The following is a 17,834-nucleotide window of genomic DNA, read 5'->3' as shown; positions in this document are numbered from 1 at the left end:
AGGAACGATTATGGCACAAGGTAAAGTTTCGGTTGCAGCCATTCAAACGGGTAGTGGTGCGGTTAAAGAAGTCGAACGCACGGTTTTAGTGATTGGTGCTGCGCCCGTAAATAATGGTGTGATTCAAGCTATCAATGCACAAAGTGATTTTGATTCGCTATTTGGTGAAGCTGATTCACAACTAAAAACCCAACTTAATGCTTGGCAGCGTAACGGCGATGATCTAGTGAACGGGTATGCCATTTCTCATGGTATTGGAGAAAATATTTTTGCGCTAATTGATAAAGCCATGGAGCAAGACATTAGCCCTGAAGTCATCGCCATTTGTACGCCCGTTACTGGTAAAGCTGAAGTCGAGGCATACCAGGCTAAGAACCTAGAAATCTTAAACAAATATGCGCGTTATGTTCGCACTCTTGTGGCTGCTCCTGGTTTAGACGGTACACAAACATGGTCAGAATTAGTGACGGCATTACAACCCCTAACTGATGGTGTGGTGGGTAATCGTGTTGCTGTTGTTCCTTTACTTTTTGGTGACGAGCTGGGTGGTGTGTTAGGACGATTGTGTAAACGTTCAGTGACCATAGCTGACTCACCAATGCGAGTGTTAACAGGTTCAATGTCGCTTATGCCTTTACCAGAAGACTCTTCAGGCAATCCGCTAACAAATGCAACAACATTGGCATTAGATTCATTGCGCTTTAGCTGCACGCAATTTTACTCTGATTTTGAAGGTGTCTATTTTGGTGACGTCAATATGCTCGACGCTGAAGGGGGGGATTTTCAGCGCATCGAAACAGGTCGTATTGTTGATAAAGCATCTCGATCTGTACGCATTATTGCCATTCAGCAAATTAAAAACCGTCGCTTAAACAATAGTACAAGCGGCATTGAATTTGGTAAGCGCGTTATGGGAAGACCGCTCCGTGATATGAGCAAATCTGTAAATATCGGAGCTGATAAATTTCCTGGACTGATTGATGCGCCTAAAGATGACAGTATTACGTTGACGTTTATGGATGCTCGAACACTACAGGTTTCAATCAAAGTTAGACCGATTGACTCTCCAAACACAGTTCTCGCAAACATCATGTTAGACGACGTAGAGTAAGGGCAGACCATGACTAAAAAAGTATTAGGCGGAAAGGATTTTGATGCCTTCATCGGCAATTCTATGGTTCACGTTGTTGAGGCCAGCGTAAAGATCACTGATGGCCGAAAAGCTAAAACTGTTCGCGGTATTCCCATGGGTTGGATTGATGGGCCTGTTGAAGCAGAACTGGCGTTAAAACTTGATCACGAAAACTTCTTATTGCTGCAAGCGCAAGCACAACAAGCTGGTAGCTGGAAAGGCATAGAACCTTTTGATGTGGCATTTACTGCAAGCGTTGCAGCGGGCGATCTAAACGTTGAAGCCTTTGGCTGTATGCCGCAGCTCGAAGAGCTTTTAAATATTAAAGCTGAAGGCGGTGAAGAGAATACATTTTCTATTAAATGCCCAATAACGTCACCAGATTTTGTGCACATCAATGGTGTGCCGTACTTAACAGCTGATGAAGTGAGAAACCTGTAATGCGAGGCTTTAGCAAACTAAGCCCGCAAGTGTTACTCAGTGCCATGGCATTTAGTAAACACAAAGTGTTTGAGGGTAAGCTTAACCTAAACATTATTGGTATTCGTGCTGCAAATACCCGATCAAATACCTTTAATGACTTAATTTGTGTGCTGTATCAGCAAAATGGCGAGTGGCAACTTAAGCAGTTTAAAGCGACTACTGACGCGGGCCTATATTGGCGTAAACACCCAATGAATATTGATGGTACGGCTGTCCTTATGCCAGGGCAACATCTTGGTCTTTGGAGGCTAGGTTATCACCAAGGCAAGTACAAAGCACTCGTGCAAAACAAACCTGTTTTAGTGCTTCGTGACAACGACAAAAACGCTGAGCTTGAAACGGATGAAACACAGGCTGAGTTGCAGCTTGGTTACTTTGGCATTAACTGCCATCGAGCAAGTGCACACACCGAATCAAAACGAGTTGATAAGTGGTCTGCGGGTTGCCAGGTATTGGCGAACCCCGATGACTTTAACGAATTTATTAATCTTTGTGAGCAATCGGCTGAACGCTATGGCAATGCCTTCAGCTATACATTGCTTGAACAAAACCAACTAAAAGAGAGCAAGGAAAATGCAGACTAAGCAAATTGTTATTGAAACCGATGAACAAGAGTTTACGTTCAAGGTGACGGGTCAGGCTTACAACAAATATTTAAACAGCACGACACCGACCAATAAAATTCAGCCAGCAACTAACTTTTTATTAGCCACTGTTGATGATGCTCAGAAAAAAGAGCTTAAGGCACTGTTACAGCAACCCGGTGCAGCGTTACATATGGTCGGCACTGTAATTGAAGACTACACACCAGAGTTTAATTTCTCAGTAAAAAAATCGAAGAGCGAGCTAAGCGAATAAAGCAAAACCGCTTAGATCAGTTATTTGCTTATCACGCCAAGCATTTTGGCAATTTGCCAATAACTGATGAAGCCTTGGCACAAGCGCTCTTTATTGAAACTCAGCAACAGGAGTTGCTAACCGTTGCAGTAAACAATGGCATTTGCATGGCACTTAATGGCGAAGAGTAAAACACATGAGTTCACTAAGCAAAATGGACAAGCTTACATATTCAATAGGCCTGATTGATAAAGTCACAGGGCCTGTGAATAAGATCATGGCGAAAATAAACCAACTTAGTGAACAAACTGCTAGCGCCAAAGAGCAATTAACTGGCGGGTTAATGAATGCTGCGGGCGGGGCCATGATGCTAGTTGGTTCGCTCAATCCAGCAATTGAAGCGCAAGCAGCACTTGGTGAAGTGCAATCACTTGATGTGTCTAACCAAGCACTGACACAACTCAATAACACTGCAATGAATTTTGTGAGTAACTATGGTGGTAATACTGCTGAAGTTATTCGCAGCTCTTATGATATTCAATCTGCTATCAGTGGGCTAACTGGTAAAGAGCTAGCCCAGTTTACTGAGTCATCTTCCATTCTTGCAAAAGGTACCAAATCAGACGCCGCCACAACTACCGATTATTTCGGCACAATGTACGGTATTTACCAAGACACGGCGAAAGAAGTTGGCAAATCCGAATGGATCCAAATGCTGACTGGGCAAACAGCCGCGTCAGTTCGCATGTTCAAAACAACGGGTTCAGAAATGGCGGGGGCCTTCAGCACCTTGGGAGCAGAGGCCAATTCCCACGGTATAACAATGAATGAGTCTATGGCGGTTTTAGGCCAGCTACAAGCCACTATGTCTGGCAGCGAAGCGGGTACCAAATATCGCGCTTTTTTAGGCGGAGTTGGTAAGGCCCAACAAAAGCTTGGTATCCAACTCACTGACGCACAGGGGCGTATGTTGCCAATGGTTGATGTGATGAACCGGCTTCATGAAAAGTTTGGGATCATTGACACCGTTGCTGAGAGTGACGCATTACAAAAAGCCTTTGGTACAAAAGAAGCAGTAGCTTTGATTAAACAGCTCATGCCACAAGTCGATCAGCTTGAGAACAATATTAATCAGCTCTCAAATATTTCAGATATGGGTGTTGCCGTCGAAATGGCCGAAGCAATGGGCAGCGCATGGGATAGATTCGGTGGCTCGCTAAATGCGGCATTAGTGAGCATGGGTCAAACCGTGTTGCCAATTATTGAGCCCATCGTTGATTTACTTGCAAAGCTTTTACAGGGGGTGGTTTGGTTAACCCAAGAGTTCCCAGTTTTAAGTGGCATTATTGGCGCGTTTGTTGTTGCCTTAGTGGGCGCAACTGTGATCATGGGTACCTTCAATGCACTGGTTGGGCTATATCGCTTAGCCATGTTGCAAGGTGCGTATGCAACACAGCTTGCTAGTATCTGGTCTAAAGCTTGGTCGGGTGTATTAGTAATACAAACCGCAGCTATGAAAGCCGCTAGTTTTGCAGCTGCGAATTATGGGAATGCACTAATGTTTGCGGGTGGCGTGTTGAGCCGTTTGCAAACAATGAGTGTTGGGGTACTAACTTTAGTGACCGCAAAGTTAGGCGCTGCTGCCACCGCTGCTTGGGGTTTTTCTGCTGCTTTGTTCGCGAATCCAATTACTTGGATAGTAGTTGGTGTTGTTGCAGCAATTGCCGCAGTCTCTGCACTGGTCTACTACTTTGATGAAATTTCAACTGCCTTCAATAACTGGGCTGATAATTCGGCTGTTTGGACTGGAATGAAAATAGCGTTTGACTTGATAACGTTGCCCCTACAAATAATCTGGTACCTGGTTAAGTCTATCGGCTTAGCAATTTATGAATTCGTAGCCCCAGCATTTAGCTTTATTAGCGAGCTAGTAGGTACGGTGACGAACTCAATTACTTCTGCATTTATAGCTGTGTATGAACCAATTGCCGCCGTTTTCTCAGGTATTGGCGAATTTATCTCAAGTGTATTCGATGGCGTACTTTCAAAAGTAAGTGCCTTCTTTACGTTCTTCAGCGATATTACAGCCAGTGTCACCGGCTTTTTAAAAACAGTGGCCGAAAATGGCATTTTAAAAATGGTAATCGACTTTTTCAGTGATGATGAAGAAGCGCAGAAAATCAGCCAGCAGCCAAGCTCAGCAGTGCAATCGTTAGAAGGCGCAACACATGCAAATGCTATTCAACAAAATTTACCAGCTTACCAAGTAGCAGAATATGTGATCCCGCAAGTTCAAAGTCATTCACTACAAAGTTTAGAGCAAGCACAATCAAACAATGTTGTGCAATTCGCAAGCTTGCAAACGGGTAATAGCGTAACTAATCGAGTGCTTGAACAAACTCAAAATGGTGCTTTGTCTTCGCAATCGACTATTGTTTTTCCTAATAATGTTATGGCACTTTCAAATGCTCAAGTATCTAACAATACAAGCCGCACACAACAAATCTTTGCAGCGTCAGAACAAACACAGGCTACGAATTTTACTAACACACCAATTTCAAAAGTAAGTGAAGTAAATCAAGCACTCTCAAGTAGTGTGATACCGCTAAATGCACAAGTTCTAGCTAATCATAATATAGCTAATAGCAATCATCATGCAGTGGGAGCAGAACAAACCTTAACGCAAAATACGCAACTTGCTTATTTAGATCACGCAATTACCAACAATGCCCAAAGCCAGATTATTGAACAAAGTGCTCAGTCATTTGAGCAAGAGCAAATCGAGCTGAACAGCACCTATGTTGCCAAGCCAAAGCGCTCAGCATTTTTACAGCAGCTTGCTAAAACAAACAATATCAGTACCAGCAATGCAAGCAGTGACAACTCTAAGAATGTGCACATCGATAACTTAACTGTCAAAACTGATGACATGAATAGCACATTAGAGGATGTATTGGAGCTGGCGTCATGATGACATTTGACGAGATCCAGTTGCATATTGATTTAAATGTTGTCGATGGGGACTTTGTGCTCAATGACTCTCTTAGTCCTGCAACATTACAAAAAGCAGACGTAATCGCTCAAGACATTAAGCACCGCATTTTAGAAAGTGGTTTGCTTGTAAAGCTTGTTGGGCTGCGCAATGAAAACGGTATTAAGCCAATTCTGACCGAGCTTGAATTGCTTATTGAAAAAGACGACAGGCTTAAACCTGGCTCAATCAATATAATAAAAAACGATAACGGACTATCAATTGACGCAAAAACCAGACAGTACGGGGGCAATCATGAAATTTAAGTCCCTGATGGAACAAGCAGGACTACCGCTTACTGAAGAAAAAGCAGCCGAACAATGGCGTGAAGAACTCAAAAACCAGAATATTTCTGTGGCGAATGACTCTCCATTTGGTCCGTTCTGGCGAACTATTGAAGCCTTGATCACAAAACCCGTTGTGAAGCTGTTTAATTGGATTGCCCAAACGGTAATGCCAGATCTATTTATCATGACCGCAAGTCGCGACGCATTAATTGAAAAACACGGCCCAAGTCGAAATGTGTTTATTCAAACAGGACTAAAGGCTCAAGGCTTACTGACCTTTACCCGAATAAGCAGCGATGGTGAAAGTGCCATAGTAGAGGGAATTGAGGTTGTTACCGATGTGATTGGCGGCCAAGTTTATAAACTGGTTTTATTGCAAGAAGCTTATTTTAAAGACGGACAAAGCACAGCATATGCACTGGCCGAAGCGGTTGAAGAGGGTGCGGGCTTTAATCTGCCTGCTAATGCCTATCGCTATTTTTCCGAACAACAAGATGGTGTCACTGTCACCAATTCTGCAGATTGGTTATTAAGACCAGGTGCAGACAGTGAAGACACTGAAAGTTACCGTAACCGTATTCGTAATGTGTTTGGTACCGCAGCGCGTTGGCATATTAATTCTGTCTATAAACAGATAATCGCAAACTTTCATGTGCCAATTGATAACATCGAGATTGAGACACAAGCCCCGCGTGGACCAGGTACCGCAAATGCATATATTTATCTTGATGTGGGTGCGGTGCCTTCCGCGCTTATAAGTGCCATAAATACGCACATCAGAGATAAAGGCCATCATGGTTTAGGTGATGACTTTATGGTGTTCGCTATGCCTACCCAAAGCTTTAATGTGGTGGCGCAATATTCTTTGCATACCGAACAAGACTTAAACGCTGAGTTAACCGCTTTTATTGAATCGGCTTTTAGAAAAAATGCCGCCTATAAACCAACACGCGTTGCCCATAACGGCGAGTTTTCAATCAGTCAGTTAATCAGTGAATGTCATGAAGAGTTTGAGCAGCTTAAATCTATCAAATTCAACATTGATGACATTCATGCACAACACTGGTTGCCTGTGCTTGGGACATTGGAGTTAAACCGTGTTTAAGTCTGACGGCAAACAAATCGCAACTTGGCTGAACAAAGGTTATGCACAAAAGCTGGTAAAAGCCTCTTCTGGGTATTGGAATAAAACAGCTGAGTTTGTGATGTGGGCAGTTAACCAAAAAGAAGCCCAACAAAACGAAGAGCCTATTTTAAGCTTTCTAGCTTGGGAACGTTTAACCGATAAGCTCGACAATGAACCAGTGAGTTTATATCGAAAACGTGTTCAATATGCGCTGGTGAATACTATTGAAGCAGGCGATTTGGCAAATATCAAAGACGTGTTTGCCCGGTTGGATATAGAAGTGTTGAGCGTGCGGGAACGCATCGACGGGCGAGACTGGGACATTGTCGCCTTAGATATCAGTGATACGGCCCTAGCCAACAATAACAACTTATTACCTGAAATTATTCAGTTGTATGGCCGTACTTGCCGCCGCTATGAATTTACCGTCCATAACGTGGCTGATGTATTTTTGTCTATAGGTGAAACACATGTGCAATGGGACAGTTGTCATGTACCACATGCTATGTATTTAAAAGCAGATAGCAAAGCACAACAGCAATACACCCATGGTTTTACTGCATTACAAAATGAGTCAAGTACAGCGCCTTTGCTACCAATCGAACACGATGTCAAACATGACCTTGAACTTGAACAGCTGTATCAGTTTATCGGGCTAGAGAATCAAGTGAGCAATACCGAATTTTTTGCCGCCGATTTAATCGTGCAGCATGCGCTTATTGCACAGCATAGATATGGATTTATAAGCAAGGAGGGCGGCATTAGTACCGCTAAACTATGAGCGAAAATATAACAGGGATTTTAACCAACGCGGGTAAACAGCACATTGCCACCCAAGCTTTGAACGATAAAGGCTTAGGTATTAAAGAGCTGGTCTTTGCCAATATTCCAAACCTCAATGAAAAGGCTGAGCGTAACCCAAACGAAGGAATGCCGCCAAGCTTACAAATTGTGCATCGTCGCAATATCGACGTAGAAGGCAAAGTGGATGATAACACCGTAGCTTGGGCGGTTATTCTAGAGCAAGACATTGGCGACTTTGACTATAACTGGATTGGTTTAGTAACAGGTACAGGGTTGCTTTTGGCCGTGGATTACTTGCCCATGCAGCGAAAGCGTAAAGGCGTTAACAACGTACATAACCGCTCGTTTGTACTCAAGTTTGCGGCCGCCGCAGCACTATCGAAAATCATCATACCTGCACAATCTTGGATGTTTGATTACTCGCCACAGGTTGATGAAATCAATAAAACACAAGTGAGATTAGCTGTCAGCCAGATAAACAGCATGACTCGCTTTGTAAAACTATTTTTATAAGGACATTAAATTATGAGCACAGAATTGTTAGGTAGAGCCGTTGATGCATGCGAAGCATTGACAAGTGTTGTTGAAAATAAAACGTCTGAAATCGACAGCAAAGTTAAAATTGCGTTGGGTGATCTACCAGCAACTATTAGTCAGATCATGGACGCGACTATCTATGTATCAAATGACAACGGGGACGATATTGATTATCCAAAACCATTTCATACATATAAAACAATCAAATGTGCAATTGAGTCGTTCCCTCCTGGCGCTTTGTTGAACGTTATTCTTCATGAGGGGCGACATTTTATCGACGAGCATATTGAAGTTGAAAATAAAAGGGTAATGTTGAAAGGCCAAGGAAAGATAAAAACAGATGTAATTTTTAAAAAAATCCAAATTGATGCATCAAGCAAATTTCGATTAGTAGGTTTCAACTTAAATCACTCGTATCTTCATACAAGCTCACTTACATATCGATCAGACGTTGAAAGCATTGATGAACTGGCGTTTCAACATCCATACGACTGTCCCGTTCGATTAAATTTTGACAGCTCTATTAGCTTTAGCTGCTGCAACAACCAAGCTATCGACGGTATTTTCACACATTTTGTTTTGCTTTATCCAAACACAGGCACAGTAGGAAGTTTTGTCACAAATAGCTTAGAGGTCGAAGGCGTCATGTCTGAAGGTTTAATGCTATTAAAACGCGGCGCTGTTGCAACAGTTGAAGCGAATGGGTTAGTGATGTCAGCAAAAAATAAGGAGGCGAAAACAGCGGATTTGGTCGTTGGGGATATAGTTCGTGATACAAATCAACGAGCAATTAATGTGATCGGGATGGAGGTGTAAAATGTTTGTTTTGAAAAAAATTCATTATCATGGAAAAGATTATTACGGCGTTAGAGAAGACGGCTTTTTTGCTGATGGTCAATCGATGGCGGGTATCCCAATTGCAGTTATTAAAGATGCAGTTACGCAAGAGCAGTGGCTTGTTGTAAGAGAGCAAAGGGACAAACTGCTAAGTTCTTGTGATTGGACACAAGTGGCTGACAGTCCATTAACGCAAGAGCGAAAGCAAGAGTGGAACCTTTATAGACAAGCGCTTCGTGATTTGCCTGAAAAATTTGAATCACCAGAAAATGTAGTTTGGCCTTTAGCACCAAATGCATAACGTTTCTCTATGCTTTAACCAAACCGCCGCTCCTTGCTCAATGCAAGCGGGCGCGGTTTTGCTTACTAAAGCTCTAAAGGACAATTCACGAACTGATAAGCCATCAAGCTATAACGGTTTTCTCTTATCAGTAGGCGCAACAACTCCCGCAGCGCTGGCAAGCCAACTTGAAACATTAAACGACTATTGCCCTATACCCGACTTAATAACGTGCCAACACTATGCACAAAGCTTGAGTTCATTAGAGCAAGATAAACTCACGGTATACGAGGGTCAAAGCATAGAGTGGCGTGAGCATAGCTCGCAAAGCTTAAAGCCATTGCAACAAAAGCAAATTGCTGAAGAACTGGCAGAAGTAGCCGAGCAGGGTAGAAGTTTAATTACCAATATTGACGATGCACTTTCCCAAGCAATCGAATTAAAAGCCGCTTGTAATGAGAGGCTAAATCGACCGTTCACACTAAGAAATACAGACATTGATAAACGCATACTGAATGCGGGCAGTGCTGATGCATTGGCGAGACAAGTTGAGCAACTGGGCGATGACTCACAATATTGGGCCTATTGCTTGTTCGTTGGAGAACTAAGGGAGCTAAATCAAATCAAGGAAGCACTATGATTGCCATTGATGGCTGGCAAGTCCCAGGTTTTGACACCCAAGTAAATGCAGGGGTTAAACTGGCGGGCGATGATATGTCGGGGTTTGGTTCATTTGCCCTGAGTTCAGATAATGGCGTAAAGCCAGGTGTGTTGACCGTAAAAACTAAAATTGCTCATACTGATGAAAACGACTTAGCCGCACTCATTACGAAAGCTAAAGCACTCGACGAAAATGGCGCACGGGTAACATATACAGTGAACAACTCACTCGCTGAAGCTTATAAAATTCGCAAAGCCAAATTTGATGGTGAAGTAAAAGCGACTGATTTAGAGGACGTAAAAGGGTGGCAGATCACGTTTAAATTGCTTGAAGTGCGCTCGGTATCAGAGCGCGAACAACAGCAGCTAGACGAAACATCAAATCAAGCGAGTGAACAACAATCTACTGATGCTCAATCACAAGTGCAACAGCAATTTGAGCAAGTGGACGGCCCGTGAATGAGCTCACGTTTATCTGATTCACTGCATATAGGTGGTGTGGCGGTAACAGCTGTTATCAAAAAACAGGTGCAGCTCGATATAAATAGCGCGGGCCGAGCTAGTTTTGAAGTTGTGACTAACTCGGAGCCCACAGGCATAGTCGAGTTGCATTTGGGCTATAAACTGACTGATATGAAGCCCTATTTCTTGGGCGTAATTGAATCAAAACACTTTGCAAACGGACGTTGGTATTTAACATGCAGAGAATTGTTAGGGGCATTAGCATACCAAAAATCTTTTTCATTGCGACACCCGACAATCTCCCAAGTCTTAGACGTGTTGGATGAACACATCGAGTTTGTTACTCCAAGCGCTGATTATATGCAAATCAAAGTCCCTATGTTTTGTCATGCAGGCACAGGCATTGAAGCACTAAGGCAAATAGGCCGCGTTTGGCAAATCCCGCAGTACATTTTTCAACAAAGACCGGACGGCAAAGTTTATGTAGGGAGTTGGCACGATAGTCGGTGGGCGCAGTCAACAATTAATGATTTTCCTGAGCATTCATTGAAAACAACCAGCTCAACCACTGGCGAAGTGATTGCCATTCCAAAACTCAGACCTGGACTAAAACTAAACGGGCGCCACATACAGGAAGTGACGCTACAAAATGATAGGATGCAAATAAGATGGTCAAACAAGCTTTTAAGCGTTTAATACTCCGTTGCTTTCCAGAGTTAGGTGAAAGAAAACACCTACCTCAGCTAGCCCTTATAGAAAAAATTTATGATCTGCCAACAGAGAGTGGAAAAATAAGCACACCATTTAGGCCATACAAAGCGGTTGATATACAATTGCTGGACCCCGTCACGCATGAACCAACTAATACACCAGTATTCGAGCAAGTCACACTAGCGACAGGCCAAGCAAACGATGCGGGCTTAGTGAATGAACCTAAACCGGGCATGTATTGCATGGTTCAATACATCGACGGATTAAACAGCCACCCAGTTATTACAAACCTATTGCCATGGGGGGCTTTGGTACCAGAGCAAAAGCATACTGACGTTGGTCTTAAACAAAGCTCTCGAGCACAAATCCAAGGGCGCGATGGAAATTGGATAATAGAAACTGACGATTCAATCACGCAAGTTAGTGATTCAAGCGCAGTCCAAGCCCGCAAACGGGTAGAGCAATTTCATGTTAAACAATCAACGATAGCTACTCATGAAACTAACCACATTGATGGTAACCAGATAAACGAGGTCATGGGCGCCTTAAAAACAGTGGTTGGTGAAAAAGCGCTGTTCACAGCGTTGGAAGGTCTGCTCCTTGGCAGTCAAAAACAAATTAATATCAAGGCTCGTGAGAATGTGAACATTGAATCACTAATGACGCTGCATATTAAAGCAAATGAGCTGTCAAAGCTTGAGGGAGCGAAAGTTTGGGTGGGTGATAAATCAGTGAATGCTATTGAAGTTTTACACCATCTTATTATTATCGTTAAAGACCTTTGCGCAAAATTGGAAAACCATGGGCATAGTGAGCAGGGAGCTGGGCCTCCTTTAAATAAAGCTGAATTGAGTGAGTTAAGCAAGAGCGCGGGCGAGCTTGAAACCAATCTATCAGTAGTTGTTTAATTGATAGGTGTATTTGATGCTAGTTCAGGTCAAAAAAATGTAAAGGAAGGCATGCATGAAATATATATTGTTAGTTTTGGTGATTCTAGTATTTACATTAAACATTTTTGATATAAACCCGTTTGTAGCAAAGTCGGGAGAGCTCGCGTATAGCGTAAAGGCTCCCAGTGCTGCAACAAAAGTTGTTTCGGGTATCGGGTATATTGATTTTATGGGGAAAGCAGTCCCTACATTATATTGTCTACAGCTAGAAAACGAATTAATTGATCTTCTTGACAGGAAGCCCGTTCACTACTCAGAAAAGTGGCAGAGAAACTACAATTTTACTTCAGCAAAATTCGAAAAGTGCGCAGAAAGTTTAGCTGGAAAGTAGGGCTGAATGTATACAAGTGTGTATGAGTGTGTGTATAGAAAGTTGCGATAAGATTTAATCATAATTAAATCAAGATTTTATCTATGCATTATAATAATCGTGCCAATAGATTGTTGGTATGTTTTCGTCTGTTTGCTGCGTCTGATCTTGGTCTGTTTTGTTCATAAATCAACTATTTACATTGAAACTGTATTGTTTTCTTTTTGTTCGAGTCTTTTGCAATGTCGATCAAGTGAGTATATGTGTGTATATAAAAACCACTACGTGTGTATAAAACGGTAGCATATTATGGCAGCACTTACTGACGCGAAACTACGTAATCTCGTTAATACAAAAGATTCTCCATGTGCATTGTCTCACAGAGACAGCTTACGCGTAAAACGAAACATTTACGGTATCGTATCGTGGTAGCATTAATGTAGGTATGAGGGGGAAACAAGTCATTACGTCTTTTGGGTAATTATCTTAAGGTTGGTATAAAAGGTGCGCAAGACTATGTGTGACACTACCCCATAAATAGCTTAAACGCTGGATTGCCATTATTTAAAGAAGGGTGTTTCATGATGAGAAACTGTCAGTGCACTAAAAAACAGTGTTTTGGTATATTCAATAGACTGAGATTGACATGTTGGTTCCAGATATCAGCATAAAGCACGGTGTTGGTTAAAGCGCTTTATATTGATAGTGCTCTATTTTTAGTGGAATGTAGGCTTCTGAAGTTATGTGTTTAAAAGCGTGTTAAGCGTATAGCTCTAAGCTTAATTCTACTAGCGCACTGTACTTAAATTGATGTAGTTACAGCTACTTTATCAAAAGAGCTTAGGGCTATGCCCTTAAGCTCAAATCTGTCATTATGGCTGACAAGTTATGCCAGCACTACACACTCGTATAGTTGGGGCAACTGTACCACAGCAGCCACCATGACTGAATGATACGCAAAGCGATTCTGATATATTACCACCGCCAACGGCTGGTGTTTGAGCATGAGGGATTGAGTTTTTGTCTTCGGATAAAGTTTTTATTTTCTTCTTATTAAGCTTCAATTGCATTTGTTATTTCCTTTTGTAATTTATTTGTCAATCAAGATTTAACATATCGTTATTTCAATGCTTTATCAAGTTTTTTGAAATAAGGCCAAAACTTTGAGGTCGCACTTGCAACTTTCCCAGAGACAGAAAGTGTATCAAAAGCCGCGTTTCTCTTTCCTAGTCAGGGCAAATTCTTGATTAAGGCAATCAAGTCTCTGTCCCCTAAATAAATGCTGGTCGTTGGTTAAAGGAGCTATATCAATTTTACATGTCTAAAATCTATCTTAATCCTAATTTTGACTAGAGCCAAAAGCGGCATTTACACGATAGTACTGAAGTTTATTTGGACAAAAAGTAAAATTTATCGCCAAATTATTAAAAGGCTCATAAATTGATTGTAAATGTATTTTTTATTTGCATGAAACGGCTATGACTTATTATTATCTGATACACGATTTGAAGTTGGTTGTTAGTATTCTGGATATATACTAGTCGCTGATACTGAGGTCGTTAAGAGGTGGCTATCCAGCTAGCTTTTTGTGCATTGAATAAATGTGCGAGATAAAAATAAATAAGGACACAATAAATGAAGCTTAAAAAGAAAAACTTAATAGTTCTCACTCGGAATCAATTACCATTAATATTTGGGGGGCAAACTGCGTCCAATACTGCAGACGAGCCGCCTCCGCAAACTGATGGACGATAGGTAGTCGTTAATTTTTTGGAGCAAGGAAGAGCTGGAAAGCTAGGTCTATTTGAAGTACTTAAAGCTGCTGAGGCCTAAGAATTGAACTTAAAAGCTTTAATCAGTTAATGCCAAAAAATGACATTGCTTATTGAACTCTAGTTAGTTTTGGGAAGTTGACCATGTTTATACTCTACGACTGCTGTCAACTTCTGGCTTGTATATCATGACTAAAACCCAGAAAAAGGTGTATTTATTCTTTTTGTATGCCAATAAAAAAGAGTATGGTAATGGACAAGCTAATAACAAGGTAAACATAACTTTTTCAGTCCAATAAGCATTATGGCATAAGAAAATATGTAAGGTGAGTAAACTAAGCTGTTTTCGGCAAAGCGTCGATTCTTTTCTTTAATATAAATTCGTATCTAACCAATCTACCTTAGACGTTGATTTAAGCACATTATACTTTACACGCTTTTAGGTATAGTTTACTTACTTGTGAGCGGCTTGGTGAAGTATAGGTTTTGGCTTGCTGTAGGCGTGAGACTTTAGTTAGTTTTTAAACTTTCGGATGGCTTTTAATAGCTTGTGTTGAACTCGATTATTCCTTGTGAAAGGATTATTGATATTGTGCCATGTTCAACTTGGCATGGCACTGCGGCGATCACTAAGTCAAATACTAATAGTAGTGTACACAAGATTGCTCAACGGAGTTTAGCTACAAAGTCCATTGTCACCAAGAAGCAGAGTATAGAAAGCCATATTTTGTAAGCAAGCAATTTAGACGCATATCTCTCAATTCTTTCGTTTTTTATTTGTTCAGTTACCTCAGTTGGTAGGCTTGTTTACAGTGATTTTAAATATTCCTTTGGTTTATTAGGCTAGCGTTATAAAAAGTAAAGTACATACTTTGAGTTGAGTTGAGTTGAGTTGAGTTGAGTTGAGTTGAGTTGAGTTGAGTTGAAACACGCGTTAGCTAGATGTTGAGGTATTATCGGCTTTTTATTGCATCTTGACGGTGTGGGTTATTGCGAAAAGTAATGTATTGAGCGAGTGCTCAATACATTACCTCAACGATTAGAATCTAAAGTTTACCTTGGCGTAGTATGTCATCCCATCAAAGCCGTACGGTAGTGCTCGAAGCGGGTAACGCATTGCGCCGTTGGTGATAAAGTTCAATACTTCATCTTCTCCAAGTTCATTTGGTGTTTTATCAAATAAGTTGTCAATGCCCAAAGACACATCAAAGTGTTCGTTGATTTGATATCCGAGGTTAATATCAACCAATACTGCTGATTCGACAACGCTGTGATCTTGCCAGCTGTTTGTTGGAGATAAAAAGCCTGGCAGTTCAATATGCTTACCTGAGAAGTAAGCGACTTCGGTTTTGCCGAAATAATTTAAACGTAGCAGTGATGACCACTTGTCTTTTGTATAGTCAAAAGTCAGGGTTGCGCGTTCTTGTGGTTGGCCGTGAGTTAAAAATGAACGTGTTTGCTCATCTAACGCAATACTTTCTGGTATTCCCTTAGGAGAGTTAACCTTGTCGATAGTGGTTTTATTTTTATTGGCTGCAAAGGTTATTTCAAGTTCTCCAGACGCTACTTCGGTAGAATAAGAAGCTATTAAATCAATGCCCTTAGTTGTCGAGTCCAATGAATTGGAGAAGAAATTAGCTTGTACGGCACCCGATGCTTTGAGTGCTGCATTGGCATCTGGGAAGTTGCTCAATTCATCACTGTCTGCACCAATAAAGCTACCTAAATTGATACGGTCGTAAATTTTTATTTGGTAAAAGTCTAGTGTAATAGAGAGGTCATTACTCGCGTCCCAAGCCAAACCTAAGTTGTAGTTGTCGGAAGACTCAAGCTGAAGGCCTTCTATGCCAAGCGCTTCTGGGAAAGGTGAACCTGCTGTAGCTGTATAGGATGTAGCAAGTGACCCATCACCGCCTAAGCTGGTTGTAAATGCCGTATACCCAGATTGCTGTAGCGAAGGCGCTCTAAAACCTGTAGAGGCGGCCGCACGAAGTGCCAAGTCCTCTGTGACTTCGTATCTCGTTGCAAGCTTCCAAATAATATCATCGCCAGAGTCTGAAACATCTTCATAGCGAAGCGCACCACTGACTAACCAGTATTCGTTAAGCAAGGTTTCTGCTTCAATGTAAATTGCGTGGCTTGAGCGGTCAGCTTTGTTTGCCGCGTCGGGCCTCAAACCTTGATAAGCCTGAAAGCCACAGTCCGCAAATACGCTAGAGTCGATTACAGAAGGGAATGAGCTAGAAGCGTTTGAGAAGCCGCATGCATAAGATGCTACTTCTCCTGGGACAATTTCATAGTTTTCTTTACGGTATTCTGCACCAATTGACAAATAAATTGGCTCAGCATCTGCGCGGTCGATAACCCCGTTTAGGTCTAAGTTTGTGGTCCATTGATCAAATCTGAAGCCACCAGAGTATCCGCCTCGAGGACCTGCGTTGTCCCTAACTTGTTGGTCAGTCGCATTTGGGTTGTTGGCAAGGTATTCGGCTGCATAAGAAGCATTGATTGTATTCGAAGAGGAATAGTCATATTTGTTTTGACCGTATACATTTGAAAAATCAAAACTCCAATCAGGCGTTATATCCCCTTTAAAACCAACGGCTAACGAAATATCATCAGCTTCGTTATCAATTCTTGGCAAGAAGCCATCAGGGTATACTTGAGGAACATTACGCTCTGCACGGTTAAAGTCTCGGTAAAAGCCATTTCCGAACGCTGTTCTATTTGAATAGCCACCAAAGGAGTATAATTCTTTGTCTCCCAAGGGGAGAGCGGCATTAAAGAATAGAGAGGTAAACTCGCTGTCAGAGTTACCTTGGCGCCACCTGACGGTTTCTGATAATTTCCCAGCGGGAATCGTTGAAGAGCCACCCGTATCGCGTTCAGCTCGATTGGTGCCATCAGCGTCTCTGTACTCCAAAGATAAGTTGATAAAGCCACCTTCGCTACCAATATCAAAACCTCTGTTCAAGCCAAAAGCATAGGTATCGCCATCACCTTCGCCAGTTGAGCTGCCCTGAAAGAATCCTGTAGTTTCACCAGTAGAGTCATTTAAAGACAAGTTGATCACGCCTGCAATGGCATCCGAGCCATATCGAGCAGCGGCGCCATCTCGTAGGATCTCAACATTTTTAAGTGCCATCATGGGTATGGAGTTCATATCTGTACCTGCAGCACCAGCGCCAACAGTACCAGTTAAGCCAAAAATGGCTTGGTTGTGTCTTCTTTTACCATTAATAAGTACAAGTGTTTGGTCGGGTTGGAGTCCCCTTAAAGTCGCTGGGCGAAATAGATCTGAGCCGTCGGAAACCTGTGTTCTACTAAAGTTAAAAGAGGGGGCTATTGACTGCAAGCTTTGCCCCAATTCTGTGTAACCACCTTTGTTGAGTTGTTCAGTATCTAAAATATCGATTGGTGAGGTTGATTCGGTGGCCGTACGGTTTGAAACTTTTGAGCCGAGGACCGAAATGGTTTCAATTTTTTCTTCAGTTGGTTCATTAGCTTGCGCCATTGTGGTACTGGCCAATAGTGCTAATGCTATTGGTGATAGTTTGAGAGATCCTGTCATAACTTACTACTCTATAATTATTTTTTATTTTAACGGCTTTGCCT

General features: G+C 41.9%; 19 protein-coding genes. 17 read left to right on the top strand and 2 right to left on the bottom strand.

The features are described from left to right. The first annotated feature begins 10 nt into the window (after window positions 1-10). The 17 genes from QNM18_RS09210 to QNM18_RS09135 are packed head-to-tail and all read left to right on the top strand — an operon-like array spanning window position 11 to window position 12,468. Entirely contained in the window at window positions 11-1,111 is a 1,101-nt protein-coding gene (locus tag QNM18_RS09210) for a DUF2586 domain-containing protein (protein WP_284136973.1), read from the top strand. 9 nt (window positions 1,112-1,120) lie between these two features. Then, window positions 1,121-1,573, top strand: a complete 453-nt coding sequence (locus QNM18_RS09205) for a phage protein (RefSeq protein WP_284136972.1) — start codon at window positions 1,121-1,123, stop codon at window positions 1,571-1,573. Beyond that, window positions 1,573-2,199, top strand: coding sequence for a hypothetical protein (locus QNM18_RS09200; protein ID WP_284136971.1), 627 nt, complete (start codon window positions 1,573-1,575; stop codon window positions 2,197-2,199). The genes QNM18_RS09205 and QNM18_RS09200 overlap by 1 nt, the downstream gene beginning before the upstream one ends. Then, complete coding sequence (locus tag QNM18_RS09195; protein WP_284136970.1) at window positions 2,189-2,473, top strand: putative phage tail assembly chaperone; 285 nt, start codon at window positions 2,189-2,191, stop codon at window positions 2,471-2,473. Before QNM18_RS09200 ends, QNM18_RS09195 begins: the two co-directional genes overlap by 11 nt. 53 nt (window positions 2,474-2,526) lie before the next feature. Continuing rightward, entirely contained in the window at window positions 2,527-2,643 is a 117-nt protein-coding gene (locus tag QNM18_RS27320; RefSeq protein WP_417714798.1) for a DUF6890 family protein, read from the top strand. Window positions 2,644-2,648: 5 nt separating this feature from the next. After that, a complete protein-coding gene (locus tag QNM18_RS09190; protein ID WP_284136969.1) occupies window positions 2,649-5,423 on the top strand; it encodes a phage tail tape measure protein in 2,775 nt (924 codons plus the stop codon). Further along, a complete protein-coding gene (locus QNM18_RS09185) occupies window positions 5,423-5,749 on the top strand; it encodes a DUF2590 family protein (RefSeq protein ID WP_284137278.1) in 327 nt (108 codons plus the stop codon). The genes QNM18_RS09190 and QNM18_RS09185 overlap by 1 nt, the downstream gene beginning before the upstream one ends. After that, window positions 5,739-6,875, top strand: a complete 1,137-nt coding sequence (locus tag QNM18_RS09180) for a baseplate J/gp47 family protein (protein ID WP_284136968.1) — start codon at window positions 5,739-5,741, stop codon at window positions 6,873-6,875. Before QNM18_RS09185 ends, QNM18_RS09180 begins: the two co-directional genes overlap by 11 nt. Then, a complete protein-coding gene (locus QNM18_RS09175) occupies window positions 6,868-7,677 on the top strand; it encodes a hypothetical protein (RefSeq protein ID WP_284136967.1) in 810 nt (269 codons plus the stop codon). Before QNM18_RS09180 ends, QNM18_RS09175 begins: the two co-directional genes overlap by 8 nt. Further along, entirely contained in the window at window positions 7,674-8,213 is a 540-nt protein-coding gene (locus QNM18_RS09170) for a phage tail-collar fiber domain-containing protein (protein ID WP_284136966.1), read from the top strand. Before QNM18_RS09175 ends, QNM18_RS09170 begins: the two co-directional genes overlap by 4 nt. 12 nt (window positions 8,214-8,225) lie before the next feature. Continuing rightward, on the top strand, window positions 8,226-9,053 hold the full coding sequence (locus QNM18_RS09165; protein ID WP_284136965.1) for a hypothetical protein: 828 nt from the start codon (window positions 8,226-8,228) through the stop codon (window positions 9,051-9,053). Window position 9,054: 1 nt separating this feature from the next. After that, a complete protein-coding gene (locus QNM18_RS09160; RefSeq protein ID WP_284136964.1) occupies window positions 9,055-9,375 on the top strand; it encodes a tail fiber assembly protein in 321 nt (106 codons plus the stop codon). Next, window positions 9,368-9,994 carry a hypothetical protein gene (locus tag QNM18_RS09155; protein ID WP_284136963.1) on the top strand — a complete coding sequence of 209 codons (627 nt, stop codon included), beginning with the start codon at window positions 9,368-9,370 and terminating at the stop codon, window positions 9,992-9,994. Before QNM18_RS09160 ends, QNM18_RS09155 begins: the two co-directional genes overlap by 8 nt. After that, window positions 9,991-10,473, top strand: a complete 483-nt coding sequence (locus QNM18_RS09150; protein ID WP_284136962.1) for a baseplate complex protein — start codon at window positions 9,991-9,993, stop codon at window positions 10,471-10,473. Before QNM18_RS09155 ends, QNM18_RS09150 begins: the two co-directional genes overlap by 4 nt. Further along, window positions 10,474-11,172: a hypothetical protein gene (locus QNM18_RS09145; protein WP_284136961.1), complete on the top strand. Its 699-nt coding sequence runs from the start codon at window positions 10,474-10,476 to the stop codon at window positions 11,170-11,172. Then, window positions 11,145-12,095 (top strand): hypothetical protein, encoded by a 951-nt coding sequence (locus QNM18_RS09140; protein WP_211010198.1) that lies wholly within the window; start codon window positions 11,145-11,147, stop codon window positions 12,093-12,095. Before QNM18_RS09145 ends, QNM18_RS09140 begins: the two co-directional genes overlap by 28 nt. A 55-nt stretch (window positions 12,096-12,150) precedes the next feature. Further along, window positions 12,151-12,468, top strand: coding sequence for a hypothetical protein (locus QNM18_RS09135; RefSeq protein ID WP_211010197.1), 318 nt, complete (start codon window positions 12,151-12,153; stop codon window positions 12,466-12,468). Between the two features lie 851 nt (window positions 12,469-13,319). On the opposite strand, the gene QNM18_RS09130 is transcribed toward QNM18_RS09135, so the two are convergent. Together QNM18_RS09130 and QNM18_RS09125 are read right to left on the bottom strand one after the other, a co-directional pair. Continuing rightward, window positions 13,320-13,517, bottom strand: coding sequence for a hypothetical protein (locus QNM18_RS09130; protein ID WP_211010196.1), 198 nt, complete (start codon window positions 13,515-13,517; stop codon window positions 13,320-13,322). 1,741 nt (window positions 13,518-15,258) lie between these two features. After that, the gene (locus tag QNM18_RS09125) at window positions 15,259-17,790 is read right to left on the bottom strand and encodes a TonB-dependent receptor plug domain-containing protein (protein ID WP_284136960.1); all 2,532 of its coding nucleotides are present in this window, start codon (window positions 17,788-17,790) and stop codon (window positions 15,259-15,261) included. Window positions 17,791-17,834 lie beyond the last annotated feature (44 nt).

Source organism: Pseudoalteromonas obscura, from assembly GCF_030135505.1.
GTDB classification, from domain to species: Bacteria; Pseudomonadota; Gammaproteobacteria; order Enterobacterales; family Alteromonadaceae; genus Pseudoalteromonas; species Pseudoalteromonas obscura.
This window is presented reverse-complemented; position numbering and strand designations above follow the sequence as displayed.